The organism is Variovorax sp. DXTD-1 (assembly GCF_003984625.1).
Lineage (GTDB): Bacteria > Pseudomonadota > Gammaproteobacteria > Burkholderiales > Burkholderiaceae_C > Variovorax.
The window spans coordinates 59,201-78,153 of sequence record NZ_RWKH01000024.1 but is presented as its reverse complement, the minus strand read 5'-3'; the positions used below and the strand labels follow the sequence as shown (position 1 = coordinate 78,153).

Below are 18,953 nucleotides of genomic sequence, written 5' to 3'. Positions count from 1 at the left end.
TTCGCGCCAACCCCGGGGGTCATGCCACCCGCACCGCAAGCGAGACGGTGAAGATGCCCCACTCGTCGATGCGCTGGTCGATCTTGCGGAAGCCCGCTTCCTCCGCCAGCTGGTCCATTTCGGCCTGCGTGCGGCGTCGCATCACCCAGGCTTCGCCCTGGCGGTGGCTGGTGAGCGCGCGCGCAATCATCTCGAGCTGCGGATGCCACGGCTGGCCGGTGTAGACCAGGTAGCCGCGGTCTTCCACCGCATCGCCCACGCCCGCGAGCGAGCGGCGCACCATTTCGTTGTCGGGAAAGAGTTCGTAGAGGCCCGACACCACGGCCAGCGTGGGTCGCGGCGTTACGGTGGCCAGGCTGATGCGGTCGAAGGCATCGGCCTGAACGAACTGCGCGACGTCTTCCAGGCCCTTTTCGGCGATGAGCGCGCGACCGTCGCGCACGTTGATGTCGCTGTAGTCGCGCAGCAGGATCGAGCTGGCCTTGACCGGGCTTGCGGTCACTGCGTCGAGCACGTAGCGGCCGTGGCCGGCCGCAATGTCCATCACGCGCACCTCGCGGTGCATTTCGGCCAGGCGTTCCATCGCGATGCGGATCAGTTCCTCGACATGGATCTTGCGCTGCCGAATGCCGCGCCAGCCGATCGAGTTCAGGTAGGTCTTGTCGATGGAGCGGCCGAGCGCCCCCTTGCCTTCCGGATGATTGCGGTAGACGTAGTCGAGCGTGCTGCCCGAATCGAAGCCGGTGTCGTGCCCCAGCTTCACGCCGCGCGAAAGGGTGCCGCCAAAGCGCAGCCCGGCGCGCGTCAGCCCCCAGTAGGCGCCGCGCGGAGACAGCGGTGCCAGCGGCTCGGCCAGCGCGCGCGATTCGTCGGCCGTGTTGCCGCTCAGGTGCGCCGCGCGCAGGTCGACCGGCGCCGGCGCCTCGTCGAACAGCCTCAGCACGAACTCGCGGATGGCCTGCACCGCCGGCGCGCGGTCCTTCTCGCCCAGCGTGTCGTGAAAGAAGCCCGGCAGTTCCATCTTGGTCTTGATGGCGCTGCCCAACCGCTCGAAGAACTGGTGCTGTGGCTTGTGGTGCACCACCCAGTCGGCGCCCGAGATCAGCAGTTGCACCGGCTGCGTGATGGCATTGGCGTCGGCCACCACGCGGTCGGCGGCTTCGTAGAGGCCCAGCAGGATGTTGACGGCGATGGGCCGCGAGATCAGCGGATCGCTCTCGTAGCTCGCAATGCGCTCGGGGTCGTGCGTGAGGAACTTCGCCTTCACGTAGCTGTTGACGAAGAACAGCCCGCGCAGCTTGTGCATCAGCCCCAGTCCGGCGCGCGCAAAAGGCACGTAGAGCTTGACCTTGAAGGCCGGCGAGGCCAGCGTGAGCCCGCGCACCTTGGGGGCGTAGTCGTGCGCCCAGGTGGAGACCAGCACGGCGCCCACGCTCTGCGCAACAACGTGGATGTCTTGCTCGGCCACGCCGTGCGCGCTGCCGATGTGCTGCACGAAGGTCTGCACGTCGCGCACCGAGGTGGCAAAGCTCGGGCTGTAGCCGCGCTGGCCCGGCGAGCGGCCATGGCCGCGCGCGTCCCAGGCGAAGAAGTCGAAGTCGGGCAGATCGAGCTCGTCGACCAGGTGCGCCATGCGCGCGCCGTGCTCGTGCCCGCGATGAAACAGCACGATGGCGCCGCGGCGCGTGGCACCCGTGGCCGGCCAGTGCCGGTAGAAGAGCGATTCGCCGTCGTGCGTGCGGAACTGGCGCTCTTGCACCATGCGTTGGTGGGTGTTGATATCGGTCATTGAATGCAGATCGCTGTTCTTTTGTTTGTTGTGCATGGGTTCATGCGGCTTCGGCCAGCGCACGCCGCACGCGGTTGGCCACCGTCCAAGCGACCAGCGCGGCGAGAAGCGGCATCAGCCAGGCCGTCCAGCCCGGCAGCGGCCAGCCTAGCGCCACGTAAAGGCCCAGCGCACTGAACACGAAGGCGCGGTCGCTCTTGCCGAGCGGGCCGTCGTAGCGGCGAGAGGCGCCCACCGTGGGGCCGAGTGCGCCGGCAAACTCGCTCAGGCCCGCGAGCATGATCACCATGCCGACCCAGAAGGGGCTGAACGGCTGCACCAGCGCAAACGGCAGGTACAGCGCAGCATCGGAGACCACGTCGGTCAATTCGTTGAGAAAAGCCCCGAGCTTGCTCTGCTGCCCATGCTCGCGCGCCAGCATGCCGTCGATGGCGTTGAAAGCCATGCGCACGAACATCCAGGCGGGGATGAGCGCGAAGGCCGAGAGGGACGGCGCCGCGAAGAACAGCCAGAGCCCGAGGGCGACTGAAACCACGCACGCAGCCAAGGTGACCTGGTTGGCGGTGATGCCCATGGCGTGCAGCCGGCCGACGAGCGGCCGCAGCAGCGCCTGGAACCGGGGCTTCAGTTCGTAGATCGACACCCTTGGCTTCCCCTCGTTTGTTATATGGCCGGAGCATTCTGCCAGTGTGGCAGGCACTAAACTTGCCATCGCAGCTCCTCATTTCATGACCATCCAAACCGACGATTTCGCCCCCGCACCGCCTCGCGTGGTGTCCGCCGCCCCTGCGTCGCCCCAGGAAGAGGCGATAGAGCGGGCATTGCGCCCCAAGCTGCTCGACGAATACGTCGGCCAGGCCAAGGTGCGCGAGCAGCTCGAAATCTTCATTGGCGCGGCGCGCAAGCGCAAGGAAGCCCTTGACCACGTGCTGCTGTTCGGCCCGCCCGGCCTCGGCAAGACCACGCTGTCGCACATCATCGCGGCCGAACTGGGCGTGAACCTGCGCCAGACCTCCGGGCCGGTACTCGAAAAGCCCAAGGACCTGGCGGCGCTGCTGACCAACCTGGAGCCCAACGATGTACTCTTCATCGACGAGATCCACCGCCTGAGCCCGGTGGTCGAGGAAATCCTCTACCCCGCGCTGGAGGACTACCAGATCGACATCATGATCGGCGAGGGCCCCGCGGCGCGCAGCATCAAGCTCGACCTGCAGCCCTTCACGCTGGTGGGCGCCACCACGCGTGCCGGCATGCTCACCAACCCGCTGCGCGACCGCTTCGGCATTGTGGCGCGGCTGGAGTTCTACACGCCCGAGGAACTGGCGCTCATCGTGCGGCGCAGCGCCGGGTTGCTCAAGGTCGAGACCGACGAAGCCGGCGGCTTCGAGATTGCGCGCCGTTCGCGCGGCACGCCTCGCATTGCCAACCGCCTGCTGCGCCGCGTGCGCGACTACGCTGAGGTGAAGGGCAACGGCCGCATCACCGAAGACATTGCGCACAAGGCGCTCGCCATGCTGGACGTCGATCCGCAGGGCTTCGACCTGATGGACCGCAAGCTGCTCGAGGCCGTGATCCACCGCTTCGACGGCGGCCCGGTGGGCCTGGACAACGTGGCGGCCAGCATCGGCGAGGAGCGCGACACCATCGAGGACGTGATCGAGCCGTACCTCATTCAACAGGGCTACCTGCAGCGCACTCCGCGCGGGCGCATCGCGACACTGGCCGCCTACCGCCACCTGGGCGTGACGCCGCCTTCGAGCCGCTCCGACGGACAAGACCTTTTCGGAATCTGATTTTTATCCATGCATACCCATGACCTGAGTGCCTGGCAGCACGACCATCATTTCGGCGCAGGCAACGAATCGGCCGAGCGCAGCACTCGTCTCGTGATGTGGATCACCGTCGCCGCGATGGTGGTGGAGATCGGCGCCGGCTGGTGGTTCAACTCCATGGCGCTCTTGGCCGACGGCTGGCACATGAGTTCGCATGCGCTAGCCATCGGCCTGAGCGCCTTTGCCTATGCGGCGGCACGGCGCTACGCGCACGATCCGCGCTTTGCGTTCGGCACCTGGAAGATCGAAGTGCTGGGCGGCTTTGCGAGCGCGCTGATGCTGCTCGGCGTTGCGGTGCTGATGGTGGTGGGCTCCATCGAACGGCTTCTCTCGCCTTCGGCCATCCACTATCGCGAAGCCGTGGCGGTGGCCGTGCTGGGGCTGGTGGTCAACCTGGTCTGTGCGCGGCTGCTCGGGTCGGCGCACCACCACGGGCATGGGCACGACCATGGCCACGGACATGCTCATCATGGCCATGCACAGGGCTCGCACGGCCATGACCTGAACCTGCGCTCCGCCTACCTGCACGTGGTGGCCGACGCCGCCACTTCCGTGCTCGCCATCGCAGCGCTGCTGGGCGGCTGGTTCTTCGGGTGGGCCTGGCTCGACCCGATGATGGGCATCGTCGGCGCGGTGCTGGTGTCGGTCTGGGCCAAGGGGCTGCTCAAGGAAACCGGTCGCGTGCTGCTCGACCGCGAAATGGACCATCCCGTCACGGCCGAAATCCGCGATGGCGTGGAGACCATGCTGGCCGATTCGGAAACGCGCGTGGTCGACCTGCATGTGTGGCGCGTGGGGCGCGAGGCCTACGCTTGTGCGCTTACTGTGGTGACCCATTCGCCCACGCTCTCGGCCGACGAGGTGCGTGCCTGCTTCTCGATGCACGAGGAAATCCGCCACTCGACTGTGGAAATCCAACGCTGCGCAGCTTGAGCTGACCGCGTGGCGTGGCGTTCTGGCCACGCGTCACTGGAGTGTCACGGGAACGCCATCGCGCCGTCACGCCGCGGTGGGAGCCTACCCGTCCATGCAACGCGACGACGCTTTCCTCCGCGCATGGCGCGACACCGCGACCCGGGCCCCTGAGCCGGAGGACGACGATCTTGCGCGCCCGCCGCTGCGCTATCGCACCCTCTGGATCTCCGATTTGCACCTGGGCACCCCCGGCTGCCAAGCCCGCGCGCTGCTCGACTTCCTGAAGCACACGGAGTGCGAAACCCTGTTCCTGGTCGGCGACATCATCGACGGCTGGCAGCTCAAGCGCCACTGGTACTGGCCGCAGGCGCACAACGACGTGATCCAGAAGCTGCTGCGCAAGGCGCGCAAGGGCACCCGCGTGATCTTCATCCCGGGCAACCACGACGAGTTCGCGCGCAAGTACCTGCACCACAACTTCGGCGGCATCGACGTGGCCGAGGAATGGATCCATGAGACGGCCGATGGCCGCAAGCTCTGGATCATTCATGGCGACCTGTTCGACGGCGTGATCCAGTGCGCCAAGTGGCTCGCACACGTGGGCGATTCGCTCTACGAGTTCACGCTCAAGCTCAACCGGCACCTCAACTCGCTGCGCGCGCGCATGGGGCTGCCGTACTGGTCGCTTTCCAAGTACCTCAAGGGCAAGGTCAAGCGCGCCGTGAGCTACGTGGGCGACTTCGAGAACGCGGTGGCGCGCGAAGCCCGCAAGCGCGGCGTGCAGGGCGTGGTCTGCGGCCACATCCACCACGCCGAAATGCGCGACATCGACGGCATCCTCTACTGCAACGACGGCGACTGGGTCGAAAGCCTCACCGCCCTGGCAGAGCATGCCGACGGCACCTTGGAGATCATCGACTGGGCGCAGCACATGCCGGTGCCCGCGAAGGCCGGCGCGCAGCGCGAGCCTGTGGCGGCCTGAACGAGGGGCGGCCCCCGCGCCAGGCATCGACGGATTCAGGGCGTTTTGCCCCGCCCCGCTCAGCGCCGCATGGTGTCGAGTTGCGTCACTGGCGGGCTGTCGTTGCCCCACGAGCCTCGAATGAAGGTGAGCACCGCAGCCACGTCGCCCGCGTCCAGCAGGTGGCCGAACGGCGGCATGCCGTAGGGGCGCGGATTGCCTGCGGTGGAGGGCAGGTAGCCGCCGTGCGCGATCACCTGGATCAGGTTTGCCGTCTGCGCCATGTTCACGGCGCGGTTGCCTGCCAGCGGCGGAAACGCCCCCGGCACTCCCTGGCCCTGGTCGCCGTGGCAATAGGCGCAGCGCTGGTCATAGATCTTTGCGCCGCGCACCATGGTGCCGGCGTCCCGGCGCACGGCGATGGCGGGGCGCGCGGGTGCGGCGGACGGAGCCGGCGCGCCGGGCAGGTCCTTCAAATAGCTCGCCATCGCGGCCAGATCGGCTTCGCTCAGGTACTGCGTGCTGCGAAACACGACGTCGGCCATCGGCCCCATGACGGAGCCGCGCGGTGCGACGCCGCTCTTGAGCAACGCGACCACTTCGGCCGTGGGCCAGTCGGCCACGCCCGCCTCGTGCGGGTCGGCAAGCGAAGGCGCATACCAGTTCTCCACCGCGATCAACCCGCCCGAAAGGCCGAGTTGGGTCTGCGTTGCGCCCAGCGAATCGCGCGGGCCATGGCAGGCGATGCAGTGGCCCAGCCCGCCGACCAGGTACGCGCCGCGGTTCCATTCGGCGGGCTTGCCGGCGTTCGCGACGAAGCTCTCGGGCTTGAAGGAAAGGGCCCGCCACACCGCCAGCGCGGCCTGCGTGTCGTAGGGAAAGCGCAGCCGGTGCGCCAGGTTTGGCGCCGGCGCGGGCGGCACGCTGCGCAGGTAGGCGTAGATGGCGTCCGAATCTTCACGCGTGACCTGCGTGAAGTTGGGATACGGGAACGCGGGATACAGCAGCCGGCCGTCCTTGCTGCGGCCGTTGTGCATGGCGCGCCAGAAGTGCGCGCTGCTCCAGCTGCCGATGCCGGACTTTTCGTCGGGCGTCAGGTTGCTCGAGTACACGGTGCCGAAGGGCGTTTCGATCGGCAGGCCACCCGCATAGGGCTGGCCGCCCCGCGTGGTGTGGCAGCCGGCGCAGTTGCCGGCCAGCGCAAGATAGCGCCCGCGCTCGACCTGCTGGGGCGTGGCGTTGAAGGCCTCGGCCTGCTCCGGCAGCGGGTCTTCGCCGCGCAGGTTCAGCGCCACGATGCCGCCGGCGGCGCCGCCGAGCAGCAGCACCACAACGAGCAATGTCCAGCCGAGGTATCGCATCTTCTTCATGGCCGTCTCACTTCGGCATGCCGCCGCAGGCGATCGGCAGGGGGGCGGGCAAAGATGACACGGGCTTCGGGTCGGCCGGCATGGGCTGCACCGCGAGCCAACTGGCCACGGCGTTGATGTCGGCGGTGGTCATGCGGCGGCCGATCTCGGCCATGCAGTCGGGCGCGAGCGCATGCCGCTCGCTGGTCAGCCAGGCGCCGAGCTGCGACGACACATAGAGGCGCGGCAGCCCGAGCAGCCCCGGAATGGCCGGCTGCACGCCGGTGAGTGCTGCGCCGTGGCATTGCACGCAGGCCGGAATGCGGCGGGCCGCATCGCCTTCGAGCGCCAGCTGCCGGCCGCGCGCCAACTGCGCGGGCGTTGCATCGCTCGCGGACGAGACGGGCGGGTAGGGCAGGTCCAGACCCGCAAAGTATTCGGCCATTTCCATCAGGTACGCATCGGAGAGGTGCTGCACCATGTAGGTCATATCGGCATTGAAGCGCCGGCCGTCGCGAAAGCTCCGCAACTGGTTGAACAGGTATCCGGCGGGTTTGCCCGAAAGGCGCGGAAAGTAGCCGGCGTTTGTCGTGGCGCCTTCGCGTCCGTGGCAGGCAATGCAGGCGGCCACGCGCTGCTCGATGCCGCCGGCCGCCATGGCAGCCCCGTGGCCGCCGAGCAGCAACAGCAATGCGATTCCTGCAAGGCCTCTGAAGAAGTGGCAAACGGCCTTCATCATGTGCCGGCCGCAAAGTGCGCAAGCGCCACCAGCCCCGCAATGAGCAGCAGCACCGTGACCAGCGCCACGCCGATCAGCGGCAGCACCCCGACCTGCTCGGTGCGCCGGTCGGCGTCCGCGCGGCGGCCGCCCAGCCCGATGAAACTCCAGAGAACGGCGCGTACCGCGCGCATGAGATTGACCATGCACCGACTGTGCCGCAACCGCAGGCAAAAAAACAGATGCAGTTCCGGGTCAAATCACCAGTGCAGATAAAGTCCCCCGGATGAAAGCAGCCCCGCGATGAAGCGCTACGAAGCCCTTGCCGCCGACATCGAGACATCGATCCGTCAGGGCACGCTGAAGACCGGCGACCGCCTGCCTTCGGTGCGGCAGACCGGCGAGAGCCGGGGCGTGAGCGCGTCCACCGTGTTCCAGGCGTATTACCTGCTGGAGGCGCGCGGGCTGGTGCGCGCGCGGGACCGTTCGGGCTACTACGTCACGGCCGGCGGGCTGCGCGATGCCCCGCCCGAGGCCAACCTCACGTCGCGCCCGGCCGAAGGGCCGAAATCGCTCGACGTGAGCGGCCACGTGTTCGACATTCTCGAAGCCAGCATGTCGCGCAAGGTGGTTCCTTTCGGCTCGGCGTTCCCGAGCCCGCTGCTGTTTCCGCTCGCGCGGCTGGGCCAGTTCATGGCTGCCAGCGCCAAGTCGCTCGACCCGTGGAGCACGGTGGACGACCTCACGCCCGGCAGCGCGGCGCTGCGCCGGCAGATTGCGCTGCGCTACCTGGGCGACGGCATGCAGGTTCCGGCCGATGAAATCGTCGTTACCAACGGCGCGCTGGAGGCGCTCAACCTGTGCCTTGCGGCGGTGACGCGGCCCGGCGATTCGGTGATCGTCGAATCGCCGACCTTCTATGCGGCCCTGCAGGCGCTGGAGCGCATGGGGTTGCGCGCCATCGAGGTGCCGACGCATCCCGGCGAAGGCATCGACCTGGGCGCGCTGGAGCTCGCCATTGCGGCCCACCGGCCCAAGGCCTGCTGGCTGATGACCACCTTCCAGAACCCGCTCGGCAGCCTGATGCACGACGCGAAGAAGAAGGCCGTGGTGGAGCTGCTCGCACTTCACGCGCTGCCGCTGATCGAAGACGACGTGTACGCAGAGCTCTATTTCGGCGACCGGCGCCCGCCTCCGGCCAAGGCCTTCGACACGCAGGGCCTCGTGCTGCATTGCTCTTCATTCTCCAAGTGCCTTGCGCCGGGCTACCGCATCGGGTGGGCATCGGCAGGGCGCTTTGCGCACTCGGTGGCGCGGCTGAAGCTGACCACCACGCTCAGCACCTCGGTGCCTGCGCAGCTTGCGTTGGCAAGCTATCTGGAGAAGGGCGGACTCGACAAGCACCTGCGCAAGCTGCGCCAGACGTTGGCTGTTCAGCAGGCGAGCTTTGCGCAAGCCGTCGGTCACTACTTTCCGGCGGGTACGCGTGCCACGCGGCCGCTCGGCGGGTACTTCATGTGGGTCGAGTTGCCGGCGCACGTGAATGCGCTCGATATTCATCGCCAGGCGCTGGAGCTCGGCATCAGCGTGGCGCCGGGGCCGATCTTTTCGGCGACGCGCGGCTTTGCGCATTGCCTGCGCCTGAACTACGGCCATGCGTGGGACGCGCAGGCCGAAAAGGCGATGCAAGCCTTGGGGCATTTGGTGGCCGAGGCAGCGGCCGGCAGCCCGGTGCGCGAGAAAATCGCGCCGTGACGCTCGATCTTTTTTCCGATGCTCCAGATGCCGACCTGCCGCGCGGCAGAGAGGCCATCGGCCCGGGGGCGTTCGTGCTGCGTGGCTTCGCGCTGCCCTTCGTGCACGAACTTCTTCCGGCATTGAACGAGGTCGAACAGCGCGCCGCATTCCGGCACCTCGTGACGCCGGGCGGCCTCACCATGTCCGTGGCAATGACCAACTGCGGTCGCCTCGGCTGGATCTCGGACCGGCGCGGCTACCGCTACGGCGAACTCGATCCCGAGACCGGCCGGCCTTGGCCGCCGATGCCCGCCGTGTTCGAGCGCCTGGCGCGAGCGGCCGCCGCCGAAGCGGGGTACGAAGGCTTCGCGCCCGACGCCTGCCTGGTCAACCGCTACGAGCCCGGCACGCGGCTGTCGCTGCACCAGGACAAGGACGAGCGCGACTACGGCGCGCCCATCGTTTCGGTTTCACTCGGCATGCCCGCCACGTTTCTTTTTGGCGGGCTCGCGCGCGGCGACAAGACCGTCCGAATTCCGCTCGGGCACGGCGATGTCGTCGTCTGGGGCGGGCCGGACCGGCTGCGCTACCACGGCGTGCTGCCGCTCGCAGACCGGCCGCATGCGCTGCTGGGCAGCCGGCGCGTCAACCTCACTTTCCGCAAGGCGGGCTGAGCAAGGTAACGAGCGGGCCGCTCGCTAGCCTTTGGGGCTTGCCGGCAGGCTTTTCAGGTACAGGTGCAGCGCTCGCACGTCGGTCTCGTTCATCTCGCGGAGCGATTCGAAGGGCATGACCTTCACCGCCGATCCGTCGGGCCGCTTGCCGGTCTTGAACAGCGCCAGCAGCGCGTCCGCATCCGGATAGCGCACCATGGCGCTTCCTTCGCCTGGCGTCAGGTTGGAGGCCGCAGGCCATTCCGGCGGACCACCGGGAATCTTGCCGCCGCCGAGCTTCGCGCCGTGGCAGCCGATGCACATGTTGGCCACATACGCGCCGTGCTTCACCGTCACGCTCTCGGGCACGGGCTGTTCGGGTGGCCGGGTATGGTCGATCTTTGCTGCGGCATCCTGCATCCAGCCAAATCCGTAGAGGGCCCGCACCGGCAACGGCAGTTCGACCACGGCGCCTGTGCCGCTCGCAGGTTCCTTGAAGCGCAGGTAGGCCACCAGTGACGCGAGGTCGTCGTCGGTCCAGCGGTTGTAGTCCTCGCTGGGCATCACCATGAGCGGCCGGCCACTGCGCGAGACGCCATGCCGGATGGCGCGCACCCAGTCCACGGGGGTGTAGCCCGCCACCACGCTGCCCGGCCCGGGGCTGATGTTCGGCCCCGCGATGCGCATCCCGTTGCCGTCGTCCAGGAACATGCGGCCATTGGCCGCTGCACCGTGGCAATCGACACAGCCGCGGGACGCATACAGGTAGCGCCCCCGCTCGAGCGCTGCGCTGTCGCTCGCACTGCGGAAGGCGACGGGCTGCGCCGCGACTTCGACCGTACGCCGCATCTTGCGCGTAGCAAGCTCGTTGCCGACCCACAGCGCCGCGGCGGCAACAGCAACCAGAATGGCCACGAGCACCGCCGCGCGCTTTGCCCATTTGACGCCGGCACTCATGCGAGCCTCCGGAGCGGGTGTGCGGAACGGCGCACTGCAAAGGCCGGCGGGCGACGGCGGGGATTGGATTGCATGGCAAACTCTCGTTATTGCATGAGTGAATCAAAAATGAACATTGCGTTCAAAAATGGATAGTACGATCGGCTTCATGGCGCCGTCCATACCACTTCCGGCCGCCCTGGCCGAAAGTCTTGTGGCGCCCCGGCCGGGCCTCTTGAAGCGCGAGCGCACGCGGCTGCAGCTGGTGCAGGCCGCCATCAAGGTATTCAGCGCACGCGGCTACGCGGCGGCCACCATGCTGGAGATTGCGGCGGTGGCTGGCATGACGACCGGCACCGTCTACAACCACTTCAAAACCAAGGAAGAGCTGGCCGGCGCCGTGGCGCTGTGGCTAGCGGACACGCTGTGCCAACGCATTTCGGGCAGCCAGGCCGGCGTGGCCGAAGGGGCGCAGCGCATGGCGATCGGTATCCAGCGCTACATCTGGCTAGCGCACGAAAGCCCCGCATGGGCGCTGCTGATGCTGGATGTCGCCGCGGCGGCGCCGTCGCTGCTGCTCGAGATCCAGCACTACGCGCTGGCCGACATGCGCCTTGGCATCAAGCAGAAGAGCTTTCGGGTGCCGAGCGAAGCGGCCGCCATGGACGTGTTGAACGGCGCCGTGACCCAGGCCATGCGCAGCGTGGCGATAGGGGGCTTGCCCGCCGCCCATGGGCGAGAAGTGGCAACCTGTCTGCTGCGGGCATTCGGCATGGAACCAACCGCCGCCAAGCAGGTGGCCTGCCGTCCCCTGCCGCCTTTTCCGGCGCTGGCCGATGCGCCGGTCAAGGCGCCGGGGCGCGCCAAGCAGCCGCGCAAGTCCAGCGGATGACTTGTCCCGCTTTTCTGTGCACAACTCTGTGGGTTGTCTGAGGACCCAGGTCGCCGGAGCAAGCACTGGCGCGGGTTTGCACCACATTGCCCGCTGAACGGGCACCGGGCCCGGCAGTGGAAAAAATAGGGTCGAAAGGGACGGAACCGGCACGCCGCGGAAAACAAAAAAGCCTTGCAAGTCGTTGACTTGCAAGGCTTTTAATGATCTTGGTGGCTCTTCACGGATTCGAACCGCGGACCTGTGGATTATGATTCCATCGCTCTAACCGACTGAGCTAAAGAGCCGTTCGGCGCAGTTTTGTGCCGAGCCCAAGATTATAGCGCAGGCTGCGGGCCTTCGATCAAGCTCCGGCAAGCCGAATGCGGTGTCTTTTTTGCGACGCCCAACCCCGAAGCCGGCTGCCGCCCGTACAAGCCCGGGTGAGAATCCTCCGATGTCCGCGCTCCCCCGCGCCCCTTCCGCCAAAGCCGCCACCGAGCGCGACGCCATGCCCGACGACCAGTTGATGCTGGCCTACGCGCGCGGCGACGGCGCCGCGTTCGACGTGCTCTACGCGCGCCACGAGGGCGGGCTGTTCCGCTTCGTCAAGCGGCTGCTGGGCGCGCGGCTGGCGGCGCAGGCCGACGAGGTGTTCCAGGACACCTGGGTGCGCATCATTTCCGCGCGCGACAGCTTTTCGCCGCAAGGCGCCGCCTGGAGAACCTGGGCTTTCACCATTGCGCACAACTTGGCCATGGACCGGCTGCGCGTGAGCGGCCGCGAGGTGGCGCTCGACGCCCATCCGGACGACGGCGACGATGCCATGCCTACGTTGGACCGTGGCGTGCGCGGCGCGGTCGATGCCGCGGCGCATCCTTCGGCCGAGGAGCTCGCGTTCTGGCGCGCCGCCGGCCGCCGGTTGTTGGCCTGCCTCGACGAACTGCCGCCTGAGCAGCGCGCCGCATTCCTGCTGCACCATGAAGACGGGTTGACGGTCGAGGCGCTCGCGGCCAGCCTGGAAATCGGTTTCGAAACCGTGCGCAGCCGCCTGCGCTACGGGCTGCAGAAACTGCGTGGCTGCATGGAGCGCTATCTGTCGGTGCTGGAGCAGCGCGCATGAGCAGCGGCGGCAAGAACAGCAGCGGTTTCGAGCGCGGCGACAACGACGGCGCGTTGCACGACCCGGTGCTGCGTCGCGCCCTCGACCATGCGCCCGACAGCGGCGCCGTGCCCGATCCGCGCATCCGGGATGCAATCAGGAAGATGGCGCACAACTTGGCGCCTATTTCCAATACGGCGCCGGCATCCGACAGCGAGGGCTCCGCACCGTGGTGGCGCCGTTTGTTCGGCGCAGGAGAAGCGCATTCCGGCATGCCGTGGAATGCGGCCTTTGCAACCGTGCTCGTAGCCACCTTCGTGACCGTGCTCTGGTACCGCGAGCCGATTCCCGATGCGCGGCTCGACGGAGAGGCGCAGGTTGGCGGAGTCGCGGCGCCGGCACCTGTGCAACCTTCGGCGCCCAGTCCCGCAGTTGCCGCACCGGTGCCGCAAGCACCGGCGACACGTGAAGCTGCGCCCGTCCATCCGGCCCCGCAAGCCGCCGAACCTGCGCGCAATGCAGCGAACGAGGAGTCGGCCAGGAGCCGGGCCGATGCGTTGCGCCGGCCCGCACCGGCGCCGTCCGGCAAGCAGGCCGCGGCCACGCCGGAGATGGACAGGAAGACATTGGAGGTGCCGCCGCCCGTGGCCGCCGCGGCGCCTCCAGCACCAGCACCAGCACCAGCACCAGCACCAGCACCAGCACCAGCACCAGCACCAGCACCAGCACCAGCACCAGCACTACCGCCTTCCGTTGCGGAGCAATCCACGGCTGAGCCCCGGGCGTTCCCGCGCACGGAGGATCGCCGTTCAACCGAACCGGAAAGTGACCGCGCCAGCGGGGCCATCGGTGGCTCGCCCGCGATTGCATCCGCTCCACCCGACGCGCCCATGGCCCTGCCAGGCCCGCCGTCAGTTCAGCGCGGATCTGCGGACAGCAGCGCGCCGGCGTTGTCCGCACAACGCAACGCCAATGCGGAGTCTTCCCCCGCCATGCGCCAGGCGCCCGCTCCGCGCGCAGCAGCCGCCGCCAAGGGTGCAAGCCCGCAGGGCGATACATCGCAGTTCTCGGCGCTGGACGGCTGGACGTCATTCAACTACGTGCGCGCCGGGCAAGCCGTGCGCCATGCGCGCGGCGACGTCGAAGGACTCGCGGCATCGGTGAATTCGGTGGCGCGTTCGGCCACGGTTCCCGGCGGCGACCTGGCCGCGCCGGTCGAGGCGCGCCTGGAGCTCTACCGCGGCGCGACCTTGCTCGCTGTGCTCGAGATCGCGGGCGACCAGGTGCGATGGACGCCGCAAACGGGCGGCCGTCCATCGGTCGGTACGCCGCCGGCATCGGCGCTCGCTGCGCTGCGGGTGCAGCTCGCGCGGCAATAGCAGGCAAGCTGGCGCCGCGGCGCCGTCAGGCGTTCTTGAAGTCGGGCTGGCGCTTGTTGAGGAAGGCGTCCATGCCTTCCTTCTGGTCGGCCGTGGCAAACAGCGCGTGGAACAGGCGGCGTTCGAACATCACGCCGTCGGAGAGGCCGCTTTCGAAGGCGCGGTTGACCGATTCCTTGGCCGCCATCACCGCGATCTGCGAGTAGCCCGCAATGACCAGCGCGGCGCCCAGCGCCTCGTCGGCCAGCTTTTCGTAAGGCACCACGCGGCTTACGAGGCCCGCGCGCTCGGCTTCGGCCGCGTCCATCATGCGGGCGGTGAGCGCCATGTCCATGGCCTTGCTCTTGCCCACCGCGCGCGGCAGGCGCTGTGTGCCGCCGGCGCCGGGGATCACGCCGATCTTGATTTCGGGCTGGCCGAACTTGGCGTTGTCGGCCGCAATGATGAAGTCGCACATCATCGCGAGCTCGCAGCCGCCGCCCAGCGCAAAGCCGCTCACGGCCGCGATCACCGGCTTGCGGATCGAGCGGATCGTTTCCCAGTTGCGCGTGATGTAGTCGCCCTTGTAGGTGTCGATGAAGCTGTACTTGGCCATGGCCGCGATGTCGGCGCCGGCCGCAAAGGCGCGCTCGCTGCCGGTCAGGATGATGCAGCCGATAGCGTCGTCGGCATCGAAGGCGTTGAGCGCGGTGCCCAGCTCGGTCATCAGTGCGTCGTTGAGCGCATTCAGTGCCTTGGGACGGTTGAGGGTGATGATGCCGACCTTGCCTGCTTCGGTCCGCACTTCGATGTTTTCGTAGCTCATGGTGTCTCCGGGAGAAAGAAAATGCCTCGCTTCACTATACCCAGCATCAGGCGCAGGCGCCTTTGCGGCCACGCTGGGCAAGACTTACTTGAGAATTTGAGCGTCTGTAGTTCAGCGCCGCACCGGCGCGAGCCAGGCCGCCACTTTGGCCGCGTCGTGCAGGAACAGCCGCCACGTGGTGGCACCCTCCGGCCGCACGAGAGGTAGCCTCAGCAGCTTGCGGTCGCGCGCCACCAGCGCGGTAAAGCGCGTGGCATCGCCCAGATACAGCGCCAGGTCGTCCAGCTTGGTAATGCGCCAGGCCTGCGCGGGCCGCTGCTGTCCCTTCTTGCCGGCTGCAGGCAGCTCGATGCCGATCCATTCGTCATTGGCCGAGAAGCCGGCCTTTTCAGCCGCGCCGCCGCGCAGCACCACCTTGACCTGAACACTGCCGTTGGCTTCGGCCACGCGCAGGCCCAGCGCCTGCGCCGGCTGCGAGGGGTCTTCGAGTGCGGCCACGCCATGCGCGCGCAGCAAGTCCGAAAGCGGCAGCTCGTCGGTGGAATGCACCCATTGCGCAATTTCCGCTGCATAAGAGCGGCCGCCCACGGCTTCGAGCGCAGCGGCCATGTCGGCTTCGCTGATCGGACCGCCGCCGCTTTGCATCCACAGGTGGCGCATCACGTCGTCGAGCGTGCCCTTGCCTTCGCGCCGGAGCGTGAGGTCGAAGCACAGCGCCACCAGCGCGCCCTTGGTGTAGTAGCTCACGGTGCTGTTGGGCGTCTGCTCGTCCTGCCGGTAGTACTTGATCCAGGCGTCGAAGCTTGCGTCGGCCACCGGCTGAACCAGCCGGCCGGGCGTCTGCAGCACCTGGTTGATGGTCTTGTTGAGCAGGCGCAAGTAGCCGGCGTCGTCGATGCGGCCCGCGCGGCGCAGCAGCAGGTCGTCGTAGTAGCTGGTAAAGCCTTCGAAGAACCAGAGCAGCTGCGTGTAGTTTTCGCGGCCGTAGTCGTAATGCGCGAACTCCGCCGGGCGCATGCGCTTGACGTTCCAGGTGTGGAAGTACTCGTGGCTGATCAGCCCCATCAGCGTGGTGTAGCCGTCGGGCTGCTTCTTGGCGTTGCGCTGCGGCAGGTCGCGCCGGTTGCAGATCAGCGCCGTGGAGTGCCGGTGCTCGAGGCCGCCGTAGCCGTCGTCCACCGCGTTGAGCATGAACACGTAGCGGTCGATGGGCAGCTTGGGCCCGCCGCGCTTGCCCGCCTTGTCGCCATGCCAGAAGCGGATCTCGGCTTCGCAGATGGCCTGCGTGTCGGCGATCAGCCGCTCGCCGTCGAACGAGGCCGCGGCGCCCGCGATGACGAAGCGGTGCGGCACGCCGCAGGCCTCGAACTCCGCGCTCCAGAAGGCGCCCATCTCGACCGGGCTGTCGGCCAGCTCGTCGTAGCCCGCTGCCAGGTAGCTGCCGAAGCCGTGCTTGTCGGTCTTCGACGGAACAAGGGCGGTGGCGCACGACCAGCGGGCGTTTTCAGGCAACAGCGCAGGCGCAACGATGTCCAGCGCATGCGGCGCATCGGTCTGGCCCTCGACCCGCAGGCACAGGCTCGTGCCATTGAAGAAGCCGCGCTCGGCATCGAGCCACGCGGTGCGCACTGAGTTGTCGTAGGCGCACACCTGGTAGTACAGCACCAGCGGCTGGTCCGGCACGCAATCGATCTGCCAGCTGCATTTGTCGAGCTGCGTCAGCACCGGCTTGCGGCGCCCCTGCACGGCGCGCAGGCCCTGCAGGTTCTTGGCGAACTCGCGCACCAGGTAGCTGCCCGGAATCCACACCGGCAGCGTCACACGCTGCTGCGCGGAAGGCGCCTCGATGGTCAAAGTCACGGCGAACAGGCGCGCATGCAGGTCCGCGCATTCGATGCGGTAGCGCACCGCGGCGGCCGGCGCAGCCGCTCGCGCGCGCCGAGAAGCGGTCGTCGGCGCGGCCATCAGTTGGTGGAAGCGGTGAGTTGCTTTTCGACCTGCTCTGCCGGAATGGCGCCCGGCGTGCGGGTGCCGTCGGCGAAGATCAGCGTGGGCGTGCCGGTGATGTTGTACTTGCGACCGAACTCCACATTGCGCTGCAGCGCCGTCACGTCGCAGCTGCTTGCCGCGGCGGTGGGCTTGACGTTGGCTTCCATCCAGTCGCCCCAGGCCTTGCCCTTGTCCTTGCTGCACCAGATGTCGCGCGACTTGGTGGCCGAATCGGGGCCGAGCACCGGGTAGAGGAACAGGTAGACGGTGACGTTGTCGACCGTCTTCATGTCCTTCTCGAAGCGCTTGCAGTAGCCGCAGTTCGGGTCCTCGAACACCGCGAGCTTGCGCTTGCCGTTGCCGCGCACGATCTTGATCGCGTCCTTCACGGGCAGCTTGTCGAACGACACCTGGCTGAGCTTCTCGATGCGCTCCTCGGTCAGGTTCTTGCGCGCATTCACGTCGATGAGGTTGCCCTGCAGCAGGTAGTTGCCCTGCTCGTCGGTGTAGTAGATCTGGAAGCCGTTCACGCGCACTTCATACAGGCCCGGCAGCGGCGACTTGGTGACTTCGTCGATGGCCGGAAACTGCGGAATGCGGGCCTGCAGGTTCTTGCGGATCTCGGCCTCGCCGGCAAGGGCTGTGACAGCCGCGCCCAGGGTGCAGGCGGCGAGAAGAAGGTGGCGTGCGAGTTTCATTGAAAGTCCGGTCGATGGATTCATGCCCTCAAGCCCATCGCCTGGTTGGCGATCCAGTGCTTGAGGAGGCGCGTGCGGTCGAAACCGCGCATGCCCCAGTTGCGCAGCGCGGGCAGGGGCCCCGTGCTGTGCGAAAAAAGTTGCTGCAGGCCGTCGGTGGCCAGGCTCATCTGGAACACGTCGGCGCGGCGGGCGCGCTCGTAGCGGCGCAAGAGGCGCGCATCGCCCACGCTGCGCCAGTACTCGCGCTGCTTGATCACCTCGGCCAGCATGGCCGCATCGGCCAGGCCCAGGTTGAGGCCCTGGCCCGCGAGCGGATGCACGGTGTGGGCGGCGTCGCCAGCCAATGCCCACGATTGCGCGGGTTGCAAAGAAGAAGCGCCCTGCGCCGGGTTGGGCATGGCGCCGGTCCAGCGGTCGGCAATGGCGCGCGCGAGCGGCCAGGCGGCGCGTTCGCTCGTGAGTTGCAGCGTGCCCAGCGCGCCATGGCTGGCCTCGGTCACGGCGGCGTTGAATTCTTCAGTGCTCTGCGCCAGCAGCGCGGGCGCGCGAAGCTGGTCGACCGACCACACCAGCGCGACCGAGCGGCCGTGCACGCCGCCCATCGGCAGCAGCGCCATCACCTCGCCCTTGTCGTTGAACCACTGGCGCGCCACGCCGTCGTGCGACTGCGCCGCTTCGAGCCGCGCGGCAATCGCATGCTGCGGATAGCGCGTGACCGCGTAGCTCACGCCGAGCGCCTCGCGCGTGGTGCTGGACTTGCCCTCGCACACCACCGTGAGCGGGGCCGGCACCGGGTCGGCCACCACTTCGACCTGGGGCTGGAAGCGGACCGCGTCTGCCAGTTGCCTTTCGAGCGCGGGCACATCGACGATCCAGGCCAGCGCCTCGACCTTCTGGCGCACGGCGTTGAACTCGACGCGGCCGCCCTCGTCGCCGTTCACGAGCATTTCTCGCACCGGCGTGGCATGGGCTGCATCGGGCCAGGCGCGCAGCGATTCGAGCAGCTTCTTCGATGCGGTGTTGAGCGCGTAGGCGCGGATGTCGTCCTTGCCCGCCGTGGCGGGCGGCGCCACCAGCGCAACGCGCACGCGTTCGCGCGCAAGCAACAGGGCCAACGTCCGGCCGACGATGCCGGCACCGCGTATGCAAACTTCAGGGGGGAGGGCCATCGGCCCATTGTAAGAACTATGCCCGGGCCCGGGGCTCGCCCCGGAAT

At 67.9% G+C, this 18,953-nt stretch carries 18 protein-coding genes and 1 tRNA gene; 8 read left to right on the top strand and 11 right to left on the bottom strand.

Going from position 1 to position 18,953, the window contains the following annotated elements; all coding sequences use genetic code 11:
- Positions 1 to 19: 19 nt before the first annotated feature.
- Together EJI00_RS20995 and EJI00_RS20990 are read right to left on the bottom strand one after the other, a co-directional pair.
- Positions 20 to 1,789, bottom strand: a complete 1,770-nt coding sequence (locus EJI00_RS20995; RefSeq protein WP_126749418.1) for a bifunctional alpha/beta hydrolase/class I SAM-dependent methyltransferase — start codon at positions 1,787 to 1,789, stop codon at positions 20 to 22.
- Between the two features lie 40 nt (positions 1,790 to 1,829).
- On the bottom strand, positions 1,830 to 2,432 hold the full coding sequence (locus tag EJI00_RS20990; RefSeq protein ID WP_126749417.1) for a CDP-alcohol phosphatidyltransferase family protein: 603 nt from the start codon (positions 2,430 to 2,432) through the stop codon (positions 1,830 to 1,832).
- 85 nt (positions 2,433 to 2,517) lie between these two features.
- Here EJI00_RS20990 and ruvB point away from each other — a divergent pair, with 85 nt between their 5' ends.
- From ruvB to EJI00_RS20975, 3 genes are all read left to right on the top strand, one after another.
- Positions 2,518 to 3,582: a Holliday junction branch migration DNA helicase RuvB gene (gene ruvB, locus EJI00_RS20985; RefSeq protein ID WP_126749416.1), complete on the top strand. Its 1,065-nt coding sequence runs from the start codon at positions 2,518 to 2,520 to the stop codon at positions 3,580 to 3,582.
- 9 nt (positions 3,583 to 3,591) lie between these two features.
- Positions 3,592 to 4,554 carry a CDF family Co(II)/Ni(II) efflux transporter DmeF gene (gene dmeF, locus EJI00_RS20980; RefSeq protein WP_126749415.1) on the top strand — a complete coding sequence of 321 codons (963 nt, stop codon included), beginning with the start codon at positions 3,592 to 3,594 and terminating at the stop codon, positions 4,552 to 4,554.
- A gap of 94 nt (positions 4,555 to 4,648) precedes the next feature.
- Positions 4,649 to 5,518, top strand: coding sequence for a UDP-2,3-diacylglucosamine diphosphatase (locus EJI00_RS20975; protein ID WP_126749414.1), 870 nt, complete (start codon positions 4,649 to 4,651; stop codon positions 5,516 to 5,518).
- 59 nt (positions 5,519 to 5,577) lie between these two features.
- Here EJI00_RS20975 and EJI00_RS20970 read toward each other — a convergent pair whose 3' ends face one another.
- The 3 genes from EJI00_RS20970 to EJI00_RS20960 are packed head-to-tail and all read right to left on the bottom strand — an operon-like array spanning position 5,578 to position 7,770.
- Positions 5,578 to 6,858, bottom strand: a complete 1,281-nt coding sequence (locus EJI00_RS20970; RefSeq protein ID WP_185868180.1) for a cytochrome c — start codon at positions 6,856 to 6,858, stop codon at positions 5,578 to 5,580.
- A gap of 16 nt (positions 6,859 to 6,874) precedes the next feature.
- Positions 6,875 to 7,582 (bottom strand): c-type cytochrome, encoded by a 708-nt coding sequence (locus EJI00_RS20965; RefSeq protein WP_126749440.1) that lies wholly within the window; start codon positions 7,580 to 7,582, stop codon positions 6,875 to 6,877.
- Positions 7,582 to 7,770 carry a DUF2970 domain-containing protein gene (locus tag EJI00_RS20960; RefSeq protein ID WP_126749412.1) on the bottom strand — a complete coding sequence of 63 codons (189 nt, stop codon included), beginning with the start codon at positions 7,768 to 7,770 and terminating at the stop codon, positions 7,582 to 7,584. The genes EJI00_RS20965 and EJI00_RS20960 overlap by 1 nt, the downstream gene beginning before the upstream one ends.
- 97 nt (positions 7,771 to 7,867) lie before the next feature.
- Here EJI00_RS20960 and EJI00_RS20955 point away from each other — a divergent pair, with 97 nt between their 5' ends.
- Together EJI00_RS20955 and alkB are read left to right on the top strand one after the other, a co-directional pair.
- A complete protein-coding gene (locus EJI00_RS20955) occupies positions 7,868 to 9,319 on the top strand; it encodes a PLP-dependent aminotransferase family protein (protein WP_126749411.1) in 1,452 nt (483 codons plus the stop codon).
- Positions 9,316 to 9,975 (top strand): DNA oxidative demethylase AlkB, encoded by a 660-nt coding sequence (gene alkB, locus EJI00_RS20950; protein ID WP_126749410.1) that lies wholly within the window; start codon positions 9,316 to 9,318, stop codon positions 9,973 to 9,975. Before EJI00_RS20955 ends, alkB begins: the two co-directional genes overlap by 4 nt.
- 24 nt (positions 9,976 to 9,999) lie before the next feature.
- Here the strand turns inward: alkB and EJI00_RS20945 are convergent, their stop codons facing one another.
- Positions 10,000 to 10,911: a c-type cytochrome gene (locus tag EJI00_RS20945; protein ID WP_126749409.1), complete on the bottom strand. Its 912-nt coding sequence runs from the start codon at positions 10,909 to 10,911 to the stop codon at positions 10,000 to 10,002.
- A 127-nt stretch (positions 10,912 to 11,038) separates the two neighbouring features.
- On the opposite strand from EJI00_RS20945, the gene EJI00_RS20940 reads away from it, so the two are divergent.
- Complete coding sequence (locus tag EJI00_RS20940; protein WP_126749408.1) at positions 11,039 to 11,782, top strand: TetR/AcrR family transcriptional regulator; 744 nt, start codon at positions 11,039 to 11,041, stop codon at positions 11,780 to 11,782.
- Positions 11,783 to 11,992: 210 nt separating this feature from the next.
- Here EJI00_RS20940 and EJI00_RS20935 read toward each other — a convergent pair.
- A tRNA-Met gene (locus EJI00_RS20935) sits at positions 11,993 to 12,069 on the bottom strand.
- Positions 12,070 to 12,218: 149 nt separating this feature from the next.
- On the opposite strand from EJI00_RS20935, the gene EJI00_RS20930 reads away from it, so the two are divergent.
- Positions 12,219 to 12,884 carry a sigma-70 family RNA polymerase sigma factor gene (locus tag EJI00_RS20930; protein WP_126749407.1) on the top strand — a complete coding sequence of 222 codons (666 nt, stop codon included), beginning with the start codon at positions 12,219 to 12,221 and terminating at the stop codon, positions 12,882 to 12,884.
- Complete coding sequence (locus EJI00_RS25460; RefSeq protein ID WP_260590799.1) at positions 12,881 to 14,242, top strand: hypothetical protein; 1,362 nt, start codon at positions 12,881 to 12,883, stop codon at positions 14,240 to 14,242. Before EJI00_RS20930 ends, EJI00_RS25460 begins: the two co-directional genes overlap by 4 nt.
- 25 nt (positions 14,243 to 14,267) lie before the next feature.
- Here the strand turns inward: EJI00_RS25460 and EJI00_RS20915 are convergent, their stop codons facing one another.
- The 4 genes from EJI00_RS20915 to EJI00_RS20900 form a co-directional block, all read right to left on the bottom strand.
- The gene (locus tag EJI00_RS20915) at positions 14,268 to 15,047 is read right to left on the bottom strand and encodes an enoyl-CoA hydratase (RefSeq protein WP_126749405.1); all 780 of its coding nucleotides are present in this window, start codon (positions 15,045 to 15,047) and stop codon (positions 14,268 to 14,270) included.
- Positions 15,048 to 15,158: 111 nt separating this feature from the next.
- A complete protein-coding gene (locus EJI00_RS20910; RefSeq protein WP_126749404.1) occupies positions 15,159 to 17,012 on the bottom strand; it encodes a M61 family metallopeptidase in 1,854 nt (617 codons plus the stop codon).
- Positions 17,012 to 17,734 carry a DsbC family protein gene (locus EJI00_RS20905; RefSeq protein ID WP_126749403.1) on the bottom strand — a complete coding sequence of 241 codons (723 nt, stop codon included), beginning with the start codon at positions 17,732 to 17,734 and terminating at the stop codon, positions 17,012 to 17,014. The genes EJI00_RS20910 and EJI00_RS20905 overlap by 1 nt, the downstream gene beginning before the upstream one ends.
- Positions 17,735 to 17,754: 20 nt before the next feature.
- The gene (locus EJI00_RS20900; RefSeq protein WP_126749402.1) at positions 17,755 to 18,906 is read right to left on the bottom strand and encodes an FAD-dependent monooxygenase; all 1,152 of its coding nucleotides are present in this window, start codon (positions 18,904 to 18,906) and stop codon (positions 17,755 to 17,757) included.
- Positions 18,907 to 18,953 lie beyond the last annotated feature (47 nt).

Excerpts from the sequence above, each read along its gene's own strand:
- EJI00_RS20965 (WP_126749440.1), bottom strand. The coding sequence starts at position 7,582 with ATGAAGGCCGTTTGCCACTTCTTCAGAGGCCTTGCAGGAATCGCATTG.
- EJI00_RS20970 (WP_185868180.1), bottom strand. The coding sequence starts at position 6,858 with ATGCGATACCTCGGCTGGACATTGCTCGTTGTGGTGCTGCTGCTCGGC.
- EJI00_RS20945 (WP_126749409.1), bottom strand. The coding sequence starts at position 10,911 with ATGAGTGCCGGCGTCAAATGGGCAAAGCGCGCGGCGGTGCTCGTGGCC.
- dmeF (WP_126749415.1), top strand. The coding sequence starts at position 3,592 with ATGCATACCCATGACCTGAGTGCCTGGCAGCACGACCATCATTTCGGC.
- EJI00_RS25460 (WP_260590799.1), top strand. The coding sequence starts at position 12,881 with ATGAGCAGCGGCGGCAAGAACAGCAGCGGTTTCGAGCGCGGCGACAAC.
- EJI00_RS20960 (WP_126749412.1), bottom strand. The coding sequence starts at position 7,770 with ATGGTCAATCTCATGCGCGCGGTACGCGCCGTTCTCTGGAGTTTCATC.
- EJI00_RS20905 (WP_126749403.1), bottom strand. The coding sequence starts at position 17,734 with ATGAAACTCGCACGCCACCTTCTTCTCGCCGCCTGCACCCTGGGCGCG.
- ruvB (WP_126749416.1), top strand. The coding sequence starts at position 2,518 with ATGACCATCCAAACCGACGATTTCGCCCCCGCACCGCCTCGCGTGGTG.
- EJI00_RS20900 (WP_126749402.1), bottom strand. The coding sequence starts at position 18,906 with ATGGCCCTCCCCCCTGAAGTTTGCATACGCGGTGCCGGCATCGTCGGC.
- EJI00_RS20915 (WP_126749405.1), bottom strand. The coding sequence starts at position 15,047 with ATGAGCTACGAAAACATCGAAGTGCGGACCGAAGCAGGCAAGGTCGGC.
- EJI00_RS20930 (WP_126749407.1), top strand. The coding sequence starts at position 12,219 with ATGTCCGCGCTCCCCCGCGCCCCTTCCGCCAAAGCCGCCACCGAGCGC.
- EJI00_RS20995 (WP_126749418.1), bottom strand. The coding sequence starts at position 1,789 with ATGACCGATATCAACACCCACCAACGCATGGTGCAAGAGCGCCAGTTC.
- EJI00_RS20940 (WP_126749408.1), top strand. The coding sequence starts at position 11,039 with ATGGATAGTACGATCGGCTTCATGGCGCCGTCCATACCACTTCCGGCC.
- EJI00_RS20975 (WP_126749414.1), top strand. The coding sequence starts at position 4,649 with ATGCAACGCGACGACGCTTTCCTCCGCGCATGGCGCGACACCGCGACC.
- EJI00_RS20955 (WP_126749411.1), top strand. The coding sequence starts at position 7,868 with ATGAAGCGCTACGAAGCCCTTGCCGCCGACATCGAGACATCGATCCGT.
- EJI00_RS20910 (WP_126749404.1), bottom strand. The coding sequence starts at position 17,012 with ATGGCCGCGCCGACGACCGCTTCTCGGCGCGCGCGAGCGGCTGCGCCG.